The sequence below is a fragment of the Chryseobacterium sp. PET-29 genome, assembly GCF_025736815.1.
GTDB lineage: Bacteria > Bacteroidota > Bacteroidia > Flavobacteriales > Weeksellaceae > Chryseobacterium > Chryseobacterium nepalense.
The window spans coordinates 958,829-973,293 of sequence record NZ_CP107053.1 but is presented as its reverse complement, the minus strand read 5'-3'; the positions used below and the strand labels follow the sequence as shown (position 1 = coordinate 973,293).

The 14,465-nt window shown below is 36.3% G+C and carries 15 protein-coding genes; 8 read left to right on the top strand and 7 right to left on the bottom strand.

Features of this window, described 5'->3' with window-relative positions; genetic code table 11:
- The first annotated feature begins 130 nt into the window (after positions 1-130).
- From hisG to hisIE, 8 genes are all read left to right on the top strand, one after another.
- Positions 131-988 (top strand): ATP phosphoribosyltransferase, encoded by an 858-nt coding sequence (gene hisG / locus ODE14_RS04285; protein ID WP_263603097.1) that lies wholly within the window; start codon positions 131-133, stop codon positions 986-988.
- A gap of 1 nt (position 989) precedes the next feature.
- Entirely contained in the window at positions 990-2,282 is a 1,293-nt protein-coding gene (hisD, locus tag ODE14_RS04280) for a histidinol dehydrogenase (protein WP_263603096.1), read from the top strand.
- Complete coding sequence (gene hisC / locus ODE14_RS04275) at positions 2,269-3,294, top strand: histidinol-phosphate transaminase (RefSeq protein WP_263603095.1); 1,026 nt, start codon at positions 2,269-2,271, stop codon at positions 3,292-3,294. Before hisD ends, hisC begins: the two co-directional genes overlap by 14 nt.
- Positions 3,295-3,364: 70 nt before the next feature.
- Entirely contained in the window at positions 3,365-4,459 is a 1,095-nt protein-coding gene (gene hisB / locus ODE14_RS04270; RefSeq protein ID WP_263603094.1) for a bifunctional histidinol-phosphatase/imidazoleglycerol-phosphate dehydratase HisB, read from the top strand.
- On the top strand, positions 4,459-5,037 hold the full coding sequence (hisH, locus tag ODE14_RS04265; protein WP_263603093.1) for an imidazole glycerol phosphate synthase subunit HisH: 579 nt from the start codon (positions 4,459-4,461) through the stop codon (positions 5,035-5,037). The genes hisB and hisH overlap by 1 nt, the downstream gene beginning before the upstream one ends.
- Position 5,038: 1 nt before the next feature.
- Positions 5,039-5,761, top strand: a complete 723-nt coding sequence (gene hisA / locus ODE14_RS04260) for a 1-(5-phosphoribosyl)-5-[(5-phosphoribosylamino)methylideneamino]imidazole-4-carboxamide isomerase (protein ID WP_263603092.1) — start codon at positions 5,039-5,041, stop codon at positions 5,759-5,761.
- Positions 5,754-6,506, top strand: a complete 753-nt coding sequence (hisF, locus tag ODE14_RS04255; RefSeq protein WP_263603091.1) for an imidazole glycerol phosphate synthase subunit HisF — start codon at positions 5,754-5,756, stop codon at positions 6,504-6,506. Before hisA ends, hisF begins: the two co-directional genes overlap by 8 nt.
- Positions 6,503-7,093 (top strand): bifunctional phosphoribosyl-AMP cyclohydrolase/phosphoribosyl-ATP diphosphatase HisIE, encoded by a 591-nt coding sequence (gene hisIE / locus ODE14_RS04250; protein ID WP_263603090.1) that lies wholly within the window; start codon positions 6,503-6,505, stop codon positions 7,091-7,093. Before hisF ends, hisIE begins: the two co-directional genes overlap by 4 nt.
- 71 nt (positions 7,094-7,164) lie before the next feature.
- On the opposite strand, the gene ODE14_RS04245 is transcribed toward hisIE, so the two are convergent.
- The 7 genes from ODE14_RS04245 to thrS all read right to left on the bottom strand — a co-directional run bounded on the left by ODE14_RS04245 (position 7,165) and on the right by thrS (position 14,461).
- Positions 7,165-8,337 carry a M28 family peptidase gene (locus ODE14_RS04245; RefSeq protein WP_263603089.1) on the bottom strand — a complete coding sequence of 391 codons (1,173 nt, stop codon included), beginning with the start codon at positions 8,335-8,337 and terminating at the stop codon, positions 7,165-7,167.
- 103 nt (positions 8,338-8,440) lie between these two features.
- The gene (rplT, locus tag ODE14_RS04240) at positions 8,441-8,785 is read right to left on the bottom strand and encodes a 50S ribosomal protein L20 (RefSeq protein WP_029293267.1); all 345 of its coding nucleotides are present in this window, start codon (positions 8,783-8,785) and stop codon (positions 8,441-8,443) included.
- A gap of 120 nt (positions 8,786-8,905) precedes the next feature.
- Positions 8,906-9,103 carry a 50S ribosomal protein L35 gene (gene rpmI / locus ODE14_RS04235; protein ID WP_002979658.1) on the bottom strand — a complete coding sequence of 66 codons (198 nt, stop codon included), beginning with the start codon at positions 9,101-9,103 and terminating at the stop codon, positions 8,906-8,908.
- A 90-nt stretch (positions 9,104-9,193) separates the two neighbouring features.
- A complete protein-coding gene (locus ODE14_RS04230) occupies positions 9,194-10,963 on the bottom strand; it encodes a hypothetical protein (protein ID WP_263603088.1) in 1,770 nt (589 codons plus the stop codon).
- A 139-nt stretch (positions 10,964-11,102) separates the two neighbouring features.
- A complete protein-coding gene (locus tag ODE14_RS04225) occupies positions 11,103-11,666 on the bottom strand; it encodes a hypothetical protein (RefSeq protein ID WP_248393486.1) in 564 nt (187 codons plus the stop codon).
- A gap of 232 nt (positions 11,667-11,898) precedes the next feature.
- Positions 11,899-12,399: a translation initiation factor IF-3 gene (infC, locus tag ODE14_RS04220; protein WP_177175308.1), complete on the bottom strand. Its 501-nt coding sequence runs from the start codon at positions 12,397-12,399 to the stop codon at positions 11,899-11,901.
- 142 nt (positions 12,400-12,541) lie between these two features.
- Positions 12,542-14,461 carry a threonine--tRNA ligase gene (thrS, locus tag ODE14_RS04215; RefSeq protein ID WP_263603087.1) on the bottom strand — a complete coding sequence of 640 codons (1,920 nt, stop codon included), beginning with the start codon at positions 14,459-14,461 and terminating at the stop codon, positions 12,542-12,544.
- Positions 14,462-14,465: the final 4 nt, after the last annotated feature.

Sequence of the window (14,465 nt, the reverse complement as noted above, 5' to 3'; positions counted from 1 at the left end):
ATGTGACTATGTTAAAAATCAAAATAATTAAAACCGTCTGAGTAAACAGGCGGTTTTTTTGTTCTAAATTCTTCCCGGGCAATTTATTTCAACTTACCATTTGGTTACTCAGACACAACAAAAAAGTGAAATGAGTACATTAAAAATAGCGATACAAAAAAGCGGAAGGCTTTATGAAGAATCTCTTCAGCTCCTTAAAGACTGCGGCATTTTTGTCAACAACGGAAAAGATCAGCTTAAAGTTTCCGTAGACAATTTTCCGATGGAAATCATGTACCTGCGAAATTCAGATATTCCCCAATATTTGGAAGACGGTGTAGTAGATGTTGCTATCGTAGGTGAAAATCTTTTAGTAGAAAAACAGAAAAAAATTGAGATTGTACAACCTTTGGGATTCTCAAAATGCAGGGTTTCTCTTGCCATTCCAAAGGAAGTGGAAACAAATGATATTGAGTATTTTCAGGGCAAAAAAATTGCAACTTCATACCCAAATACGCTAAAAAAATTCCTGCAGGAAAATAATATTTCTGCCGACATTCACATCATTTCAGGCTCTGTAGAAATCGCCCCGAACATTGGTCTTGCCGACGGAATATGTGATATTGTAAGTTCCGGAAGTACACTCTTTAAAAACGGATTGAGAGAAACCGTAAGCCTTCTTAATTCACAAGCGGTTCTTGCCAAAACCTCAGAACTCAGCACGGAGAAAACCGCTGTTCTCGGAAAATTCGTATTCAGGATTAAAGCCGTTTTAAAAGCGAAAAATTCAAAATATATCCTGATGAATGTTCCGAATGAAAAAATTGACATCATTTCGAAAACGCTTCCGGTTCTTAAAAGCCCCACGGTTATTCCACTGGCAGAAGAAGGCTGGAGCAGCATTCACTCTGTGATTGATGAAAACCGCTTCTGGGAAGTAATTGATGAGCTCAAAGACAAAGGGGCACAGGATATTTTAATAATTCCAATCGATAAAATGGTAATTTAATATGCAAGTAGAAAGATATCCTGAAAAGGAAAAATGGTCTGAATTAACAAAAAGACCTGTTATCAAAAGAGAACAGTTAACAGAAATAGTTGCCGGAATTTTCGATGAAGTTGAAAAAAAAGGCGACAGTGCTTTGGTTGAATTTAACAAAAAATTCGACGGAGCAGAAGTTAAAAATATCAGTGTTTCCCAAGAAGAAATAAAAGATGCAGAAGAACGGATCTGCGAAGAACTAAAGCAGGCCATTCAGGAAGCAAAAGAAAATATTACCAAATTTCATGCTTCACAAATTCCTGAAATTGAAAAGATTGAAACAACAAACGGAGTAATTTGCTGGAGGGAAAACCGGGCGATCGAAAAAGTTGGAATCTATATTCCGGGCGGAACAGCACCTTTATTTTCTACGGTTTTAATGCTTGCCGTTCCGGCTAGATTAGCAGGATGCGAAGAAATTATTCTCTGTACACCGCCCGATAAAATGGGAAATATAAATCCTGCCATTTTATATACAGCTAATCTTTGTGGTATTACACAAATATTTAAGACCGGTGGTGCTCAGGCGATTGCAGCAATGACATTAGGTACAGAAAGTATTCCCAATGTTTATAAAATTTTCGGGCCCGGAAATCAATATGTTGTAGCTGCGAAAGAATTTGCCCAGAACTATAATGTAGCCATCGATATGCCTGCCGGACCGAGTGAAGTTCTTGTGATTGCCGATGAAAATGCAATTCCGGAATTTTGTGCGGCCGATTTACTTTCTCAGGCAGAACACGGAAGTGACAGCCAGGTGATTTTTCTGGCAACAGACGAAAAGGTTTTTAATGAAACTATTCTGGAAACCCGAAAACAGCTTGAAGTACTTCCGAGAAATGAAATGGCAGCTGAATCGTTGAATAACAGTAATTTTATCCTGTTGAGCTCTATTGAGGAAGCTTTAAATTTTAGCAATTTATACGCGCCGGAACACTTGATTTTGGCCTTAAATAATTTTGAAAAGTATATTCCGCAAATCCGGAATGCAGGTTCTGTATTCCTGGGAAATTATTCATGTGAAAGCGCAGGAGATTACGCCAGCGGAACCAATCACACCCTTCCCACCAATGGTTTTGCAAAAAACTACAGCGGCGTTTCTCTCGACAGCTTCGTAAAGAAAATTACCTTTCAGAATTTATCGGAACAGGGATTAAAAAATTTAGGAAAAACCATTGAAGTAATGGCGGAAGCAGAAAGACTTTTTGCTCACAAGAATGCTGTAAGTATCAGATTAAAAAAACAAAATGAAAGAATTTAATATTAAAAAGTTAGTACGGAAAAATATTCTGGAACTGCAGCCTTATATAAGTTTCAGGGATCAGAACGAATTTGAAAATCCGGTTTTCATGGATGCGAATGAAAGCCCTTTTGGAGAATACAGCCGCTATCCTGATTCTACCCAGAAAGAATTAAAAAATAAATTGGCAACATTAAAAGATGTTTCAGCACCAAAAATTGCGGTAGGAAACGGAAGCGATGAGCTTATCGACCTTATCATAAAAATCTTCTGTGAGCCAAAAAAAGATTCGATTATGATGATGAATCCTTCGTTTGCGATGTACAGATTTTATGCTTCCATTAATGAAAACACCGTTGTAACATTAAATTTAGATGAAAATTTCCAGATCAGTAAAGATGCATTTTTAAAAGTATCAGAAGAGAAAAAGCCTAAGATTTTTTTTCTGTGTTCACCCAATAATCCTACCGGAAATTCTATTCAGGATATTGAATTTTATATTAAAAATTTTGATGGAATTGTGGTGGTGGACGAAGCATATATTGAATTTTCAGAACAGACATCTTGCATCGAATTGCTTGGAAAATATCCAAACCTAATCGTTCTTCAGACCTTCTCAAAAGCGTGGGGAATGGCTGGAGCAAGAGTAGGCATCGCTTACTCATCAGACGAAATCATAAGTCTGATTAATACTGTAAAAGCACCGTATAATGTTAACTCACTAAGTTTAAATAAAATTATGCAATTAATTAATTATAAGAATATTATTGAAGAAAATATAAAAAATACTTTAAGTGAAATTTCAAGATTAAAAAATGAATTGCTTACTATAAAGTGTGTTAAAAGAGTATTTCCTACCGATGCGAATTTCTTTTTGATTGAATTTAACAATGCTGAAAAAGTGTATCAGGAATTACTAAAAAATGAAATTCTGACCAGCAAGAGAAGTCCGCAGATTCCGGACTGTATCAGAATTAATGTCGGAAAAAGAGATGAAAACAATAAGCTGATTAACGTCTTAAAAAGTATTTAATTAAATCTGAAATCCCAAAGGTTTTTAAAACCTGTGAGGTTTAGCAAAAGAAATTAAAATAAAATTAGAAATGAAAAAAGTACTCTTTATAGACCGCGACGGAACATTAATCTTAGAACCCCCGATTGATTTTCAGGTTGATTCTTTGGAAAAGCTGGAATTTTATCCCGGAGTTTTTCAGAATCTTTCAAGAATTGCAAAAGAAGTTGATTATGAATTGGTCATGATCACCAATCAGGACGGACTGGGAACGGAAAGTTTCCCTTATGAAGACTTCATCAAACCTCAGGAAAAAATGTTAAAAGCATTTGAAAACGAAGGAATTGTTTTCAGTGATATTCTAATTGATAAAAGCCTTGAAAACGAAAATTTACCCACAAGAAAACCGGGGATCGGAATGCTTGGAAAATACATTTACGGAGATTATGATCTGAAAAATTCCTTTGTCATCGGAGATCGGTTTACGGACATTCAGCTGGCTCAAAATTTAGGTTCAAAATCAATATTAATAAGTAAAGTTCAGAATAAGGAAGCTGATTTAATCACAGTAAGCTGGAGCGAAATTGCACAGTTTCTGACCAGCATTCCGCGAAAAGCAAAGGTTTCAAGAAAAACCAATGAAACAGAAATTGCAGTTGAAGTCAACCTTGATGGAAACGGAACATCCGAAATATCAACAGGATTGCATTTTTTTGATCACATGCTGGAGCAGATTTCAAAGCACGGCAATTTAGACTTAAAAATTGAAGTAAAAGGTGATTTGCTGGTTGATGAACACCACACCATAGAAGATACGGGAATTGTGCTTGGAGAAGCTGTTTTAAAAGCTTTAGGAAAGAAAAAAGGTATTGAACGTTACGGATTTCTCCTTCCAATGGATGATTGTCTGGCACAAGTTGCCATCGACTTTGGAGGAAGACCTTGGATCGTTTGGGAAGCTGAGTTTAAGCGTGAAAAAATTGGAGATGTTCCCACAGAAATGTTTTATCACTTCTTTAAATCATTCACAGATTCTGCAAAATGTAATCTCAATATTAAAGTAGAAGGCGAGAACGAACACCACAAGATCGAATCTGTTTTTAAAGCGTTTGCCAAAGCGGTGAAAATGGCAGTAAAACAGACAGACCGTAATTTTAATCTACCATCAACCAAAGGAAGTTTATAATGATTGCCATCATAAAATACAACGGAGGAAACGTTAATTCCGTACAAAATTCGCTTAACCGACTGAATATAGAATCTGTGGTGACCGATGATTTTGACCTGATAAGAAATGCCGATAAAGTGATCTTTCCGGGAGTGGGAGAAGCATCCTCCACCATGAAATTACTAAAGGAAAAAGGTCTTGATCAGTTAATTCCGACATTGAAACAGCCGGTTTTAGGCATTTGCCTGGGAATGCAGCTGATGTGTAAAAACAACGAAGAAGGAAATACGTCCGGAATGGGAATTTTTGATATCAATGTTAAAAAATTCCCTGCAACAGATATTGTTCCACACATGGGATGGAACACAATTTCAGACTTTAGATCCGATATATTTTCAGGAATTGAAGAGAAGAGCGATGTGTATTTTGTCCACAGTTTTTACTGCGAATTATCTGAAAATACAACGTCTATTTGTAATTACATTCTGCCATTCAGTGCTTCACTGCAAAAGAATAACTTTTATGCCATGCAGTTTCACCCGGAAAAATCGGGAGATGTGGGAAGCCGTTTATTACAAAACTTTTTAAAAATTTAAAATGAAAATTATTCCTGCTATAGACATCATCGACGGAAAATGTGTGAGACTGTCAAAAGGAGATTACGGTACTAAAAAAATATACAATGAAAATCCTCTTGAAGTTGCCAAAGAATTTGAAAATTTTGGAATAAAATACCTGCATCTGGTAGACCTTGATGGTGCAAAATCTAAGCATATTGTCAACCAGAAAGTTCTGGAAGCCATTGCGAAAGAAACTTCCCTGGAAATTGATTTCGGAGGAGGTTTGAAAACTTTGGAAGATATTGAAATTGCTTTCAATTCGGGAGCAAAGCAGATCACCATCGGAAGCATTGCGGTTCAGGATCCTGATTTCTGTTTTGATCTGATTGAAAAATATGGTCCGGAAAAAATCATGCTCGGTGCCGATTGTGACAACAGAAAGATAAAAACTTCAGGCTGGCTGGAAGAAAGTTCCTTTGATATAATCGATTTTATTCTTAAGTATCAGAATAAAGGAATTAAAAATGTGATTTGTACAGATATTTCAAAAGACGGAATGCTTCAGGGCGCTTCAGATGAACTTTATGAAGAAATTTTAGAAAAAACAGACATCGGACTCATTGCAAGCGGCGGAATTTCAGATATGAAAGATCTATTTAAAATGAAAACAATAGGCTGCTCCGGAACCATTATCGGGAAAGCGATCTATGAAGGAAGAATAAACCTGCAGCAACTCCAAAATTTTATAGAAAATGCTTAAAAAAAGGATTATTCCGTGTTTGGATATCAAAGACGGAACAACAGTAAAAGGAATCAATTTTGAAGGATTGCGAAACGCAGGCGATCCTATCGAGCTTGCCAAAAGATATGAGAAAGAAGGAGCTGATGAATTGGTTTTTCTGGATATTACAGCAACCATTGAAGAGCGTAAAACTTTTGTAGAACTTGTACAGAAAATTGCCAGGGAATTAAGTATTCCATTCACAGTGGGCGGCGGAATTTCTACTGTGGAAGACGTAAGAAAACTTCTCAAGGCAGGAGCAGATAAAATCAGCATTAATTCTTCAGCCGTAAAAAATCCACAGCTGATTTCAGAATTAGCCAAAGAATTCGGGAGCCAATGCATCGTGGTCGCCATTGATACGAAACTGGTGAACGGTTCAGACTGGGTTCACATCAAAGGCGGGAGAGAAATAACAGAACTTAAAACCTTCGACTGGGCAAAAAAAACCGAACAGCTCGGAGCCGGAGAAATTCTGCTTACTTCAATGGACGGTGACGGTACCAAAAACGGTTTTGATATCAGAATAACCAGTCTTATTGCGGAGAGCGTAAATATCCCGGTCATTGCTTCAGGTGGTGCAGGAAATATAGAACATTTTGAACATGTTTTTAATCGTACAAAAGCTACAGGAGCTTTGGCGGCAAGTATTTTTCATTTCGGACAAATAAAGATCTATGATCTCAAAAATAATTTAAAATCTAAAAAATTGGCATTACGATGAATATTAATTTCAATAAAAATAAAGACGGAATTGTGCCTGTGGTGATTCAGGACGACAGAACCTTGCAGGTTTTAATGTTAGGTTATATGAACGAAGAGGCATTGAAAAAAACAGAGAAAGAAGGCATTGTTACTTTTTTCAGCCGTTCAAAAGACAGGCTTTGGACAAAAGGAGAAGAGTCTGGTAACTTTTTAACGGTAAAAAATATTTCTGTTGACTGTGATCAGGATGCGATTTTAATCAAAGTAATTCCCACCAACGTGGTTTGCCATACAGGAAGTTTCAGCTGTTTCGGAGAAAAGGATTCTAAAGGGTTTTTGTATGAGTTGGAAGAAAAGATCAGCCAGAGAATTGATGAAAAAACAGAAGATTCTTATACCTATGCGCTATTCCAGAAAGGAATTAATAAAGTGGCTCAGAAAGTGGGAGAGGAAGCGGTGGAAGTGGTCATTGAGGCCAAAGACAGTAATGATGACTTATTTAAAAATGAAGCCGCAGATCTGCTGTACCATTTTTTAATTTTACTGAAAGCAAAAAATTGTACTTTAGAAAACATTGAAGAAATTTTAAACAGACGGAATCGGTAAGTTTTTTGAAAGCAGATGAAAATAAAAAATCCTGAGCAGTAACTCAGGATTTAATTTATATTTTTTGATAATTATTTTCCGATAATTATTTTTCTTACCGCTTTGCTGTCTTTGGTTTTTATGATTGCTAAATAAGCTCCGTTTATTAATCCCGAAACATTAACTTTTGTTTCATTTTCTTTATTTAGAATTACTCTTCCATTCATATCTGTAATTTCAAGATTAAAATTCTTAATATCTTTCGGAAGTTCAATATTCAGGATGTCTTTTGCAGGATTCGGATAAATTTTTACTGTTTCCAGGCTGTTTACATTTTTTTCTTCTGTAGCCAGTAGTGTTGTTGAAGCAGTCGCGAAATGCTGTAATGCTCCCACAGCAGCTTTTCCTACATTGAAAACATAAGTAGGATCTACGTTTATGAATGTATCATTCACCGTATGCTCATTATAGCTCCTTACATTTTCATAAAACCCTGTAATAATATCCCCATTCTGTTCAAATGGAATATAATCCGAAGCGTAGGCATTAGACATTACCGTTTGCAGAGGAGAGTACAGTGTTGTACAGTTTGCCAGCTGCTGGGTAAAAGCAAGAGACTGGGCATTGTTTCCGCTTTGTCCGGACTGGTCGCTTTCACATTTTATGGCATTGTTATTATTGCCGATTTTACCTCCAACCTGATCAATATTAAATACCACTCTTATATTCAGTTGTCTTACGTTATTCTGAAAAACTACATTATCCGCATAATGGGCACTTCCATACAGCCCCTGTTCTTCCCCGGAAAAATGAATAAATTTAATTGAATAATCTGTAGGAATATCCTTCAGAATCCTTGCTGCTTCAAGGATAATGGATGTTCCGCTTCCGTTATCGCTTACGCCGGGCCCGGTGATCGTGTCGTAATGCCCGCAAATAATTACATAAATATTAGGATACAGTGTTCCTGTTTTCGTAATGATTAAATTTTTTGAGCTGGTGCTGCCGAATGTGAAAGGGTCTTCCACGATCTGGCTGGCAGTATATCCATACGATTGGTATTTCGCTTTAAGCCAGTTCAGAGCATTGGTATTGGCTGGAGATCCGGTAGTTTTAATGCCAAGATTTTCAAATTCCTGAAGAATTGTCGTGATATTAGTCTGTGAAACCTGGTCTGCCCTGTTTTTATATGCCTGAATAAGACTTTGGGCCTGAAGGTTATAAAAAGCCAATGAAATAAGCAATAAAGAAGTTAGTTTTTTCACCCTTAAATAAAATTTTACGTATTTAATAATTTAGCAAATGTATATAATAAAAAAATCCCAGGCAAAAAAACCCGGGATTTATATTGATAACAAAAATTTTACATTATTTTACTTGATCTACAACTGCTTTGAAAGCTTCAGGGTGATTCATTGCTAAATCTGCTAAAACTTTTCTGTTAAGCTCAATGTTGTTCTTTTTAAGAGCTCCCATAAACTGAGAGTAAGACATTCCGTGCTCTCTGGTTCCCGCGTTGATACGAGTGATCCAAAGTGCTCTGAAGTTTCTTTTCTTCTCTTTTCTACCACGGTAAGCATATTGCATTGCTTTTTCTACCGCGTTTTTAGCTACAGTCCAAACGTTCTTTCTTCTTCCGAAATAACCTTTAGCGTGCTTAAAAATTTTCTTTCTTCTAGCTCTTGAAGCTACCGAATTTACTGATCTTGGCATAATTAAATTGTTTTTTTGAAATGTGCGGTAATTGTTTCATTACTCTTAGCTGCTCCATTTCAGGGTTAAAATGTTGAATTTGTTTTTAATTCTTATAAACCGGATATAGATTTATAAAAACTACTTAATTGCTAATTGACGTTGTACACTTTTCTCGTCCACTTTAGCTACGTAAGAAGTAGTAGTAAGATTTCTCTTCTGCTTTGTTTCTTTCTTAGTTAAGATGTGGCTTTTGTAAGCGTTTTTTCTTTTGATCTTACCAGATCCGGTAAGAGCAAAACGTTTCTTAGCACCTGATTTCGTTTTTAATTTTGGCATTGTTTTGCTTTTTATTGTTTTGTTATCAATATCTGTTTTTGGTTTCCGGCAATTCCCGGAAATAATAGGGTGCAAAATTACAAAAAATTATTAATATTTCCTGTGCAATTCTATATTTTCTAAAAACATTTCATTATTCGGAATAAGAGTAAGGATCATTTCATTATTCCTGTAACTGATCTTGGATTCAGGAAAAAATAAGTTTGCGGAAGATCTGCTCAGTTCCCATTTTTCCGCTTCACTATTTTTAATGGAAAGAATATATTTTTTTCCTTTTTGTAAATGTTTCAGAAGTCTTTTGTTTTTGAAAACACTTTCATTGTCTTTAACTGAAGTGATCAGATAAGCCGGGATTTTCAATATATTTTTTTCTTTGATGATACCGGCACTTTTACCGTATTTATTGAAGTACAAAATATGTTCATCCTGATTTTGCCTGGCTAGTACTTCCACATAATTATTAATAAAAACCGGATTGTTTTTCATCTGGTCGCCCACATTAAAACGGGGAACAGCGCCCATGTGATAAATGATAATATCGGGATTTCTTCCGAGAACATAGTTCGCATCGCCCAATTCATGAGCCAGCATCCCGGTACCGAAATTTTTCGGCGGATGACGCGGTGTGTAGTAGTCATTTAATCCAAGCATATCTACTGTTGGAAGCTCAGAAGCATAAGGAATACAGCCGGCTGCTGTAACAGCAATTAAAGTTGTTTCCGGAAAAGTATTTTTCAAGCTTTTACCTAAATTCAATCCGCGGAATTCCCATCGTTCTTCAATCGCATAATGATTATCCGGAATCAAAAGCTGTATAAAAGGGTTTATTAACAATAAAACAATAAATCCGACCCTGGTCATTTTTGTTTTAAAGCGAAACTGCATTTCATTTAACCCAAAAATAATAACAAATACAAGTAAAATCAGCACTACATAATAATGACGGAAAGCCGGAAAAATATCGCCGCCTACTGTGACTATATAAGCTGTCCATACCACAATATTCAGCAATAAATAAAAGCCGAAAAGATTTTTCTTTTTGTATACAAGATAAAACAAGCAATACAATCCAAGAGAAGAAAATAATAAAGTCCCGAAGAATGATTTGAAAACATAAAAGCCGCCCCGTACAACATGATGCAGAGTTATTTTTACTTTAACCAAAGCGGTATTCGGAACCAGTTCACCATAAAAATCATACCTGAAAAGGAGTTGTCCCAATAAAAATAGAGCCGGTATCATTCCTGCGAAAACAAAAACTCTGATAAGACCTTTCCTGCTTTTTCTGAAAATAAAAATTAAAAATATTGTTGTTAAAATAGTGAACAGAAAACCATCCGGCCTCGTAATTGCCAAAAGTCCAAGCCATAATGACAGAAAATAGACGTGTCCTTTATTTTTATCGTTAATAATTTTTGAAACTTCAGTCAAAGTGAGTGTAAGGAGAAAAATGTATAAAGGCTGCTCCAGTCCGCCAATGGCCCAAACGGTAAAACACGGAGTCGTTACCAAAAGAAATACCGTGAGAAAAACATATTCTTTTCTGACGTTTATTGTTTTAAAATAAGAACAGATTACGGCAAGTGTACCTACGGAACATGCTATTCCCAATACTCTGGCTGAAATAATGAGATTCATTCCTAATTTTCCTAGAAAAGAAATCATAAGAATCCACAGCAGATTTGAATAGCCTTCTACAGGATGGCCATCGTTCCAGGTAAATCCTTTACCTTCAATGAAACGCTGTACATAGCGAAGGGAGATCAGACTGTCGTCTGAAAGAAAAGGGTAGTGGTAATAACAGCCCAGCGCGAAAATAATCAGGATGAATAAAAAAAAGGAAAAATATCCTGGCTTCATGTATTTAAATTAAAAAATTTTAATAATAATTGCAAAATAACGAAAAATTATAAAAGCAAAGGGCATTAAAATTTAATAATAAAACCGCCTGATAATGGGCGGTTTAAATTTAAATATAGCGTTTTAAGCGGTTGACTTTTTAGTAAAAATCACTAAGATCAACTTCAGCGAAGGTTTTTCTTTCAACGTTATTTCCACCTAATACCAATTTAATTCTTATTCCTGCAGGAATAGAACCACCGCTTCTGGTATATAACTGCATTTTTATATGAGGATTGGATACATTTTCACTTACAGAACTGTTGGTATGCCAAAGTGGATTCCCGTTATTGTAAATTACAAGATTTCCGTCATTTTGCGCAATGAGCCAAGGTGTACCGCTGTCACGATGCGTGTTTGTACTCCAGATAGCACGCGTAAAGCCCGGCCTATCCTGATAAAGCACAAGATTACTGTCTCCCTGCATTTCCAATCTGTAGGTATAGATATTATACGATAAACTGATTGATTGGCCCGGATCCAGCCTTTGTGGATGGTTCGTTGTTTCTTTAACGAAAGTTACTGTTGAGGAAATTCCGCGGGCTGCAATTTCTGAAGTTTTTAATTCTTCGTTTTTAAGGCCTGTGTTTTCAAATGTTTCATCCTGAGCACAAGAAGTTAATAACATTGCTGCTGCAAATCCTGTTAAAAGTTTAATTTTCATATTTTATTTATTTGACGTTGCAAATATATAGATATTTATAATATATCCCATATTAAAGATATAATATATACTGAAAAACCCTTTATTTAAAGTATTGTTAATATTAAATTAAACATTACTATAATCTCTATTTTGTGATTTAAAATATTCTTGAATCAGGTTATTAAATAAAAAAAGCTCCAATAAATTGGAGCTTTGTATTGTAAATTGACGGAGCTACCGCCACATATAATTATTTAGCCGGTTTTTTAGGACTCATCATCATAATCATTCTTTTTCCTTCAAGTTTAGGAAGCTGGTCTACTTTTCCAACGTGCTCCAGTTCCTGGGCAAGCTTTAAAAGAAGAATCTCTCCCTGATCCTTAAAGATAATGGAACGTCCTTTAAAAAATACGTAGGTTTTTAACTTTGAACCTTCTTCAAGGAATTTTTCAGCATGCTTCTTCTTAAATTCGTAATCGTGCTCATCAGTCTGAGGTCCGAAACGAATTTCTTTTACCACTACTTTTACCTGCTTGGCTTTAAGTTCCTTCTGTTTTTTCTTTTGCTCGTATAAGAACTTTTTATAGTCCAAAACTCTAGCAATAAACGGTTCAGCCTTATCAGAAATTACTACAAGATCCAGCTCTTGCTCTTGAGCAATCTGTCTTGCTTTTTCTGTAGGATATACTCCCGGCTCTACGTTATCGCCCACCAAACGAAGCTCTCTCACACGAATTTTATCGTTGATCAAGTGTAAGTCCTCCTGTACAGGACGTCTTTGTGGGCCCCTGTTGTTAAATCTTTGTGCTATTGTATTATAATTTTATTGGTTAACTCTAATTTAATTTGTATTCAAACTCAATAGTTTTAAGTCTGAATTAAAATCCTTGATTCTAGATCGCAGATTCTTTTTTGAAATAAGAAACGAAGTCTTCTAAATTCATTACTCCTAAATCTCCTTCACCCCGTCTACGTACAGAAATTGTGCCATCCTTCTCCTCATTTTCTCCTACAACCAGCATGAATGGAATTTTGTTTAATTCTGCATCGCGAATCTTCTTACCTGTCTTTTCGTTTCTATTATCAATCTGACCGCTAATATCGTGATTTTCTAAAAATTCTGAAACTTTTTTAGCATAATCTGCATATTTTTCACTGATCGGCAGAATAATAAACTGCTCCGGACTCAGCCATAGAGGGAAGTCTCCTGCAGTATTCTCCAGAAGAATAGCGATAAAACGCTCCATAGAACCAAAAGGCGCTCTGTGGATCATCACCGGTCTGTGCTTCTCATTATCATTCCCAATATAGTGAAGATCAAATCTTTCCGGTAAGTTATAGTCAACCTGGATCGTTCCAAGCTGCCATTTTCTGCCTAAAGCATCTTTCACCATGAAATCAAGCTTAGGACCGTAGAATGCGGCTTCACCATATTCAACAACAGTTTTCAAACCTTTATTTTTTGCGGCTGTGATGATAGCATTTTCCGCCTTTTCCCAGTTCTCATCGGAACCGATATATTTTTCTCTGTTTTCAGGATCTCTTAATGAAACCTGAGTAACAAAATCTTCAAAACCTAAAGACCTGAAAACGTATAGTACAAGATCAATAACTTTTTCAAACTCTCCCAACAACTGATCCGGAGTACAGAATAAGTGTGCATCATCCTGAGTAAATCCACGAACTCTTGTCAAGCCGTGAAGTTCTCCTGATTGCTCATATCGGTAAACCGTTCCGAATTCTGCGTATCTTTTCGGTAAGTCTCTGTAGCTCCATTGCGAAGTTTTATAAATTTCACAGTGGTGCGGGCAGTTCATCGGCTTCAGCATGAATTCTTCACCTTCATTTGGGGTTTTAATCGGCTGGAAGCTGTCTGCACCGTATTTATCCCAGTGTCCGGAAGTTACATACAATTCTTTGGCGCCAATATGCGGTGACATTACGAATTCGTATCCTCCTTTTTTCTGAGCCGCAGAAAGGAAATTCTCAAGTTTTCTTCTCAAAGCAGTACCTTTTGGCAGCCAAAGCGGCAAGCCTGCACCAACCTTTTCAGAGAAAGCAAAAATTCCTAATTCTTTACCTAATTTTCTGTGATCTCTTCTTTTAGCTTCTTCAAGCCTTTCAAGATATTCTGTTAATTCTTTCTGTTTAGGGAAAGAAATACCATACACTCTTGTTAATTGAGGATTTTTTTCATTTCCTCTCCAGTATGCTCCTGCTGCATTTAAAATCTTAACAGCTTTTACAATATTCGTATTCGGAATATGTCCTCCACGGCAAAGATCTGTGAAATCATCGTGGGTTACAAAAGTGATTTCTCCGTCATTAAGATTAGAAATCAATTCTACTTTATAAGGATTATCTGCATAGACTTTTAATGCCTCATCTTTAGAAACAGGATATAAAGAGAAAGTTGAGCCTTTTTTAGCATTTTCCAATACTTTCTTCTCAATTTTCTCGAAGTCTTTTTCAGATAAGCTTTCGTCCCCGAAATCTACATCGTAGTAGAATCCACTTTCGATGGCAGGACCGATGGTTAACTTAGCATTGGGATAAAACTCAAGGATCGCCTGCGCCAGAAGGTGGGCAGAAGAATGCCAGAATGCTTTCTTTCCAAGATCATCATTCCAGGTAAGCAGCTGTACCGTAGAATCCGTGGTGATAGGCGTGGTTGTCTCTACTTGTTTGTCATTAACAATTGCGGAAATGGTGTTTCTAGCCAATCCCTCGCTTATAGATTTTGCCACATCTAGCGGAGTAACTCCCGCCTCGAATTCTTTGACACTACTGTCTGGAAGTGTAATTTTTATCATTGTT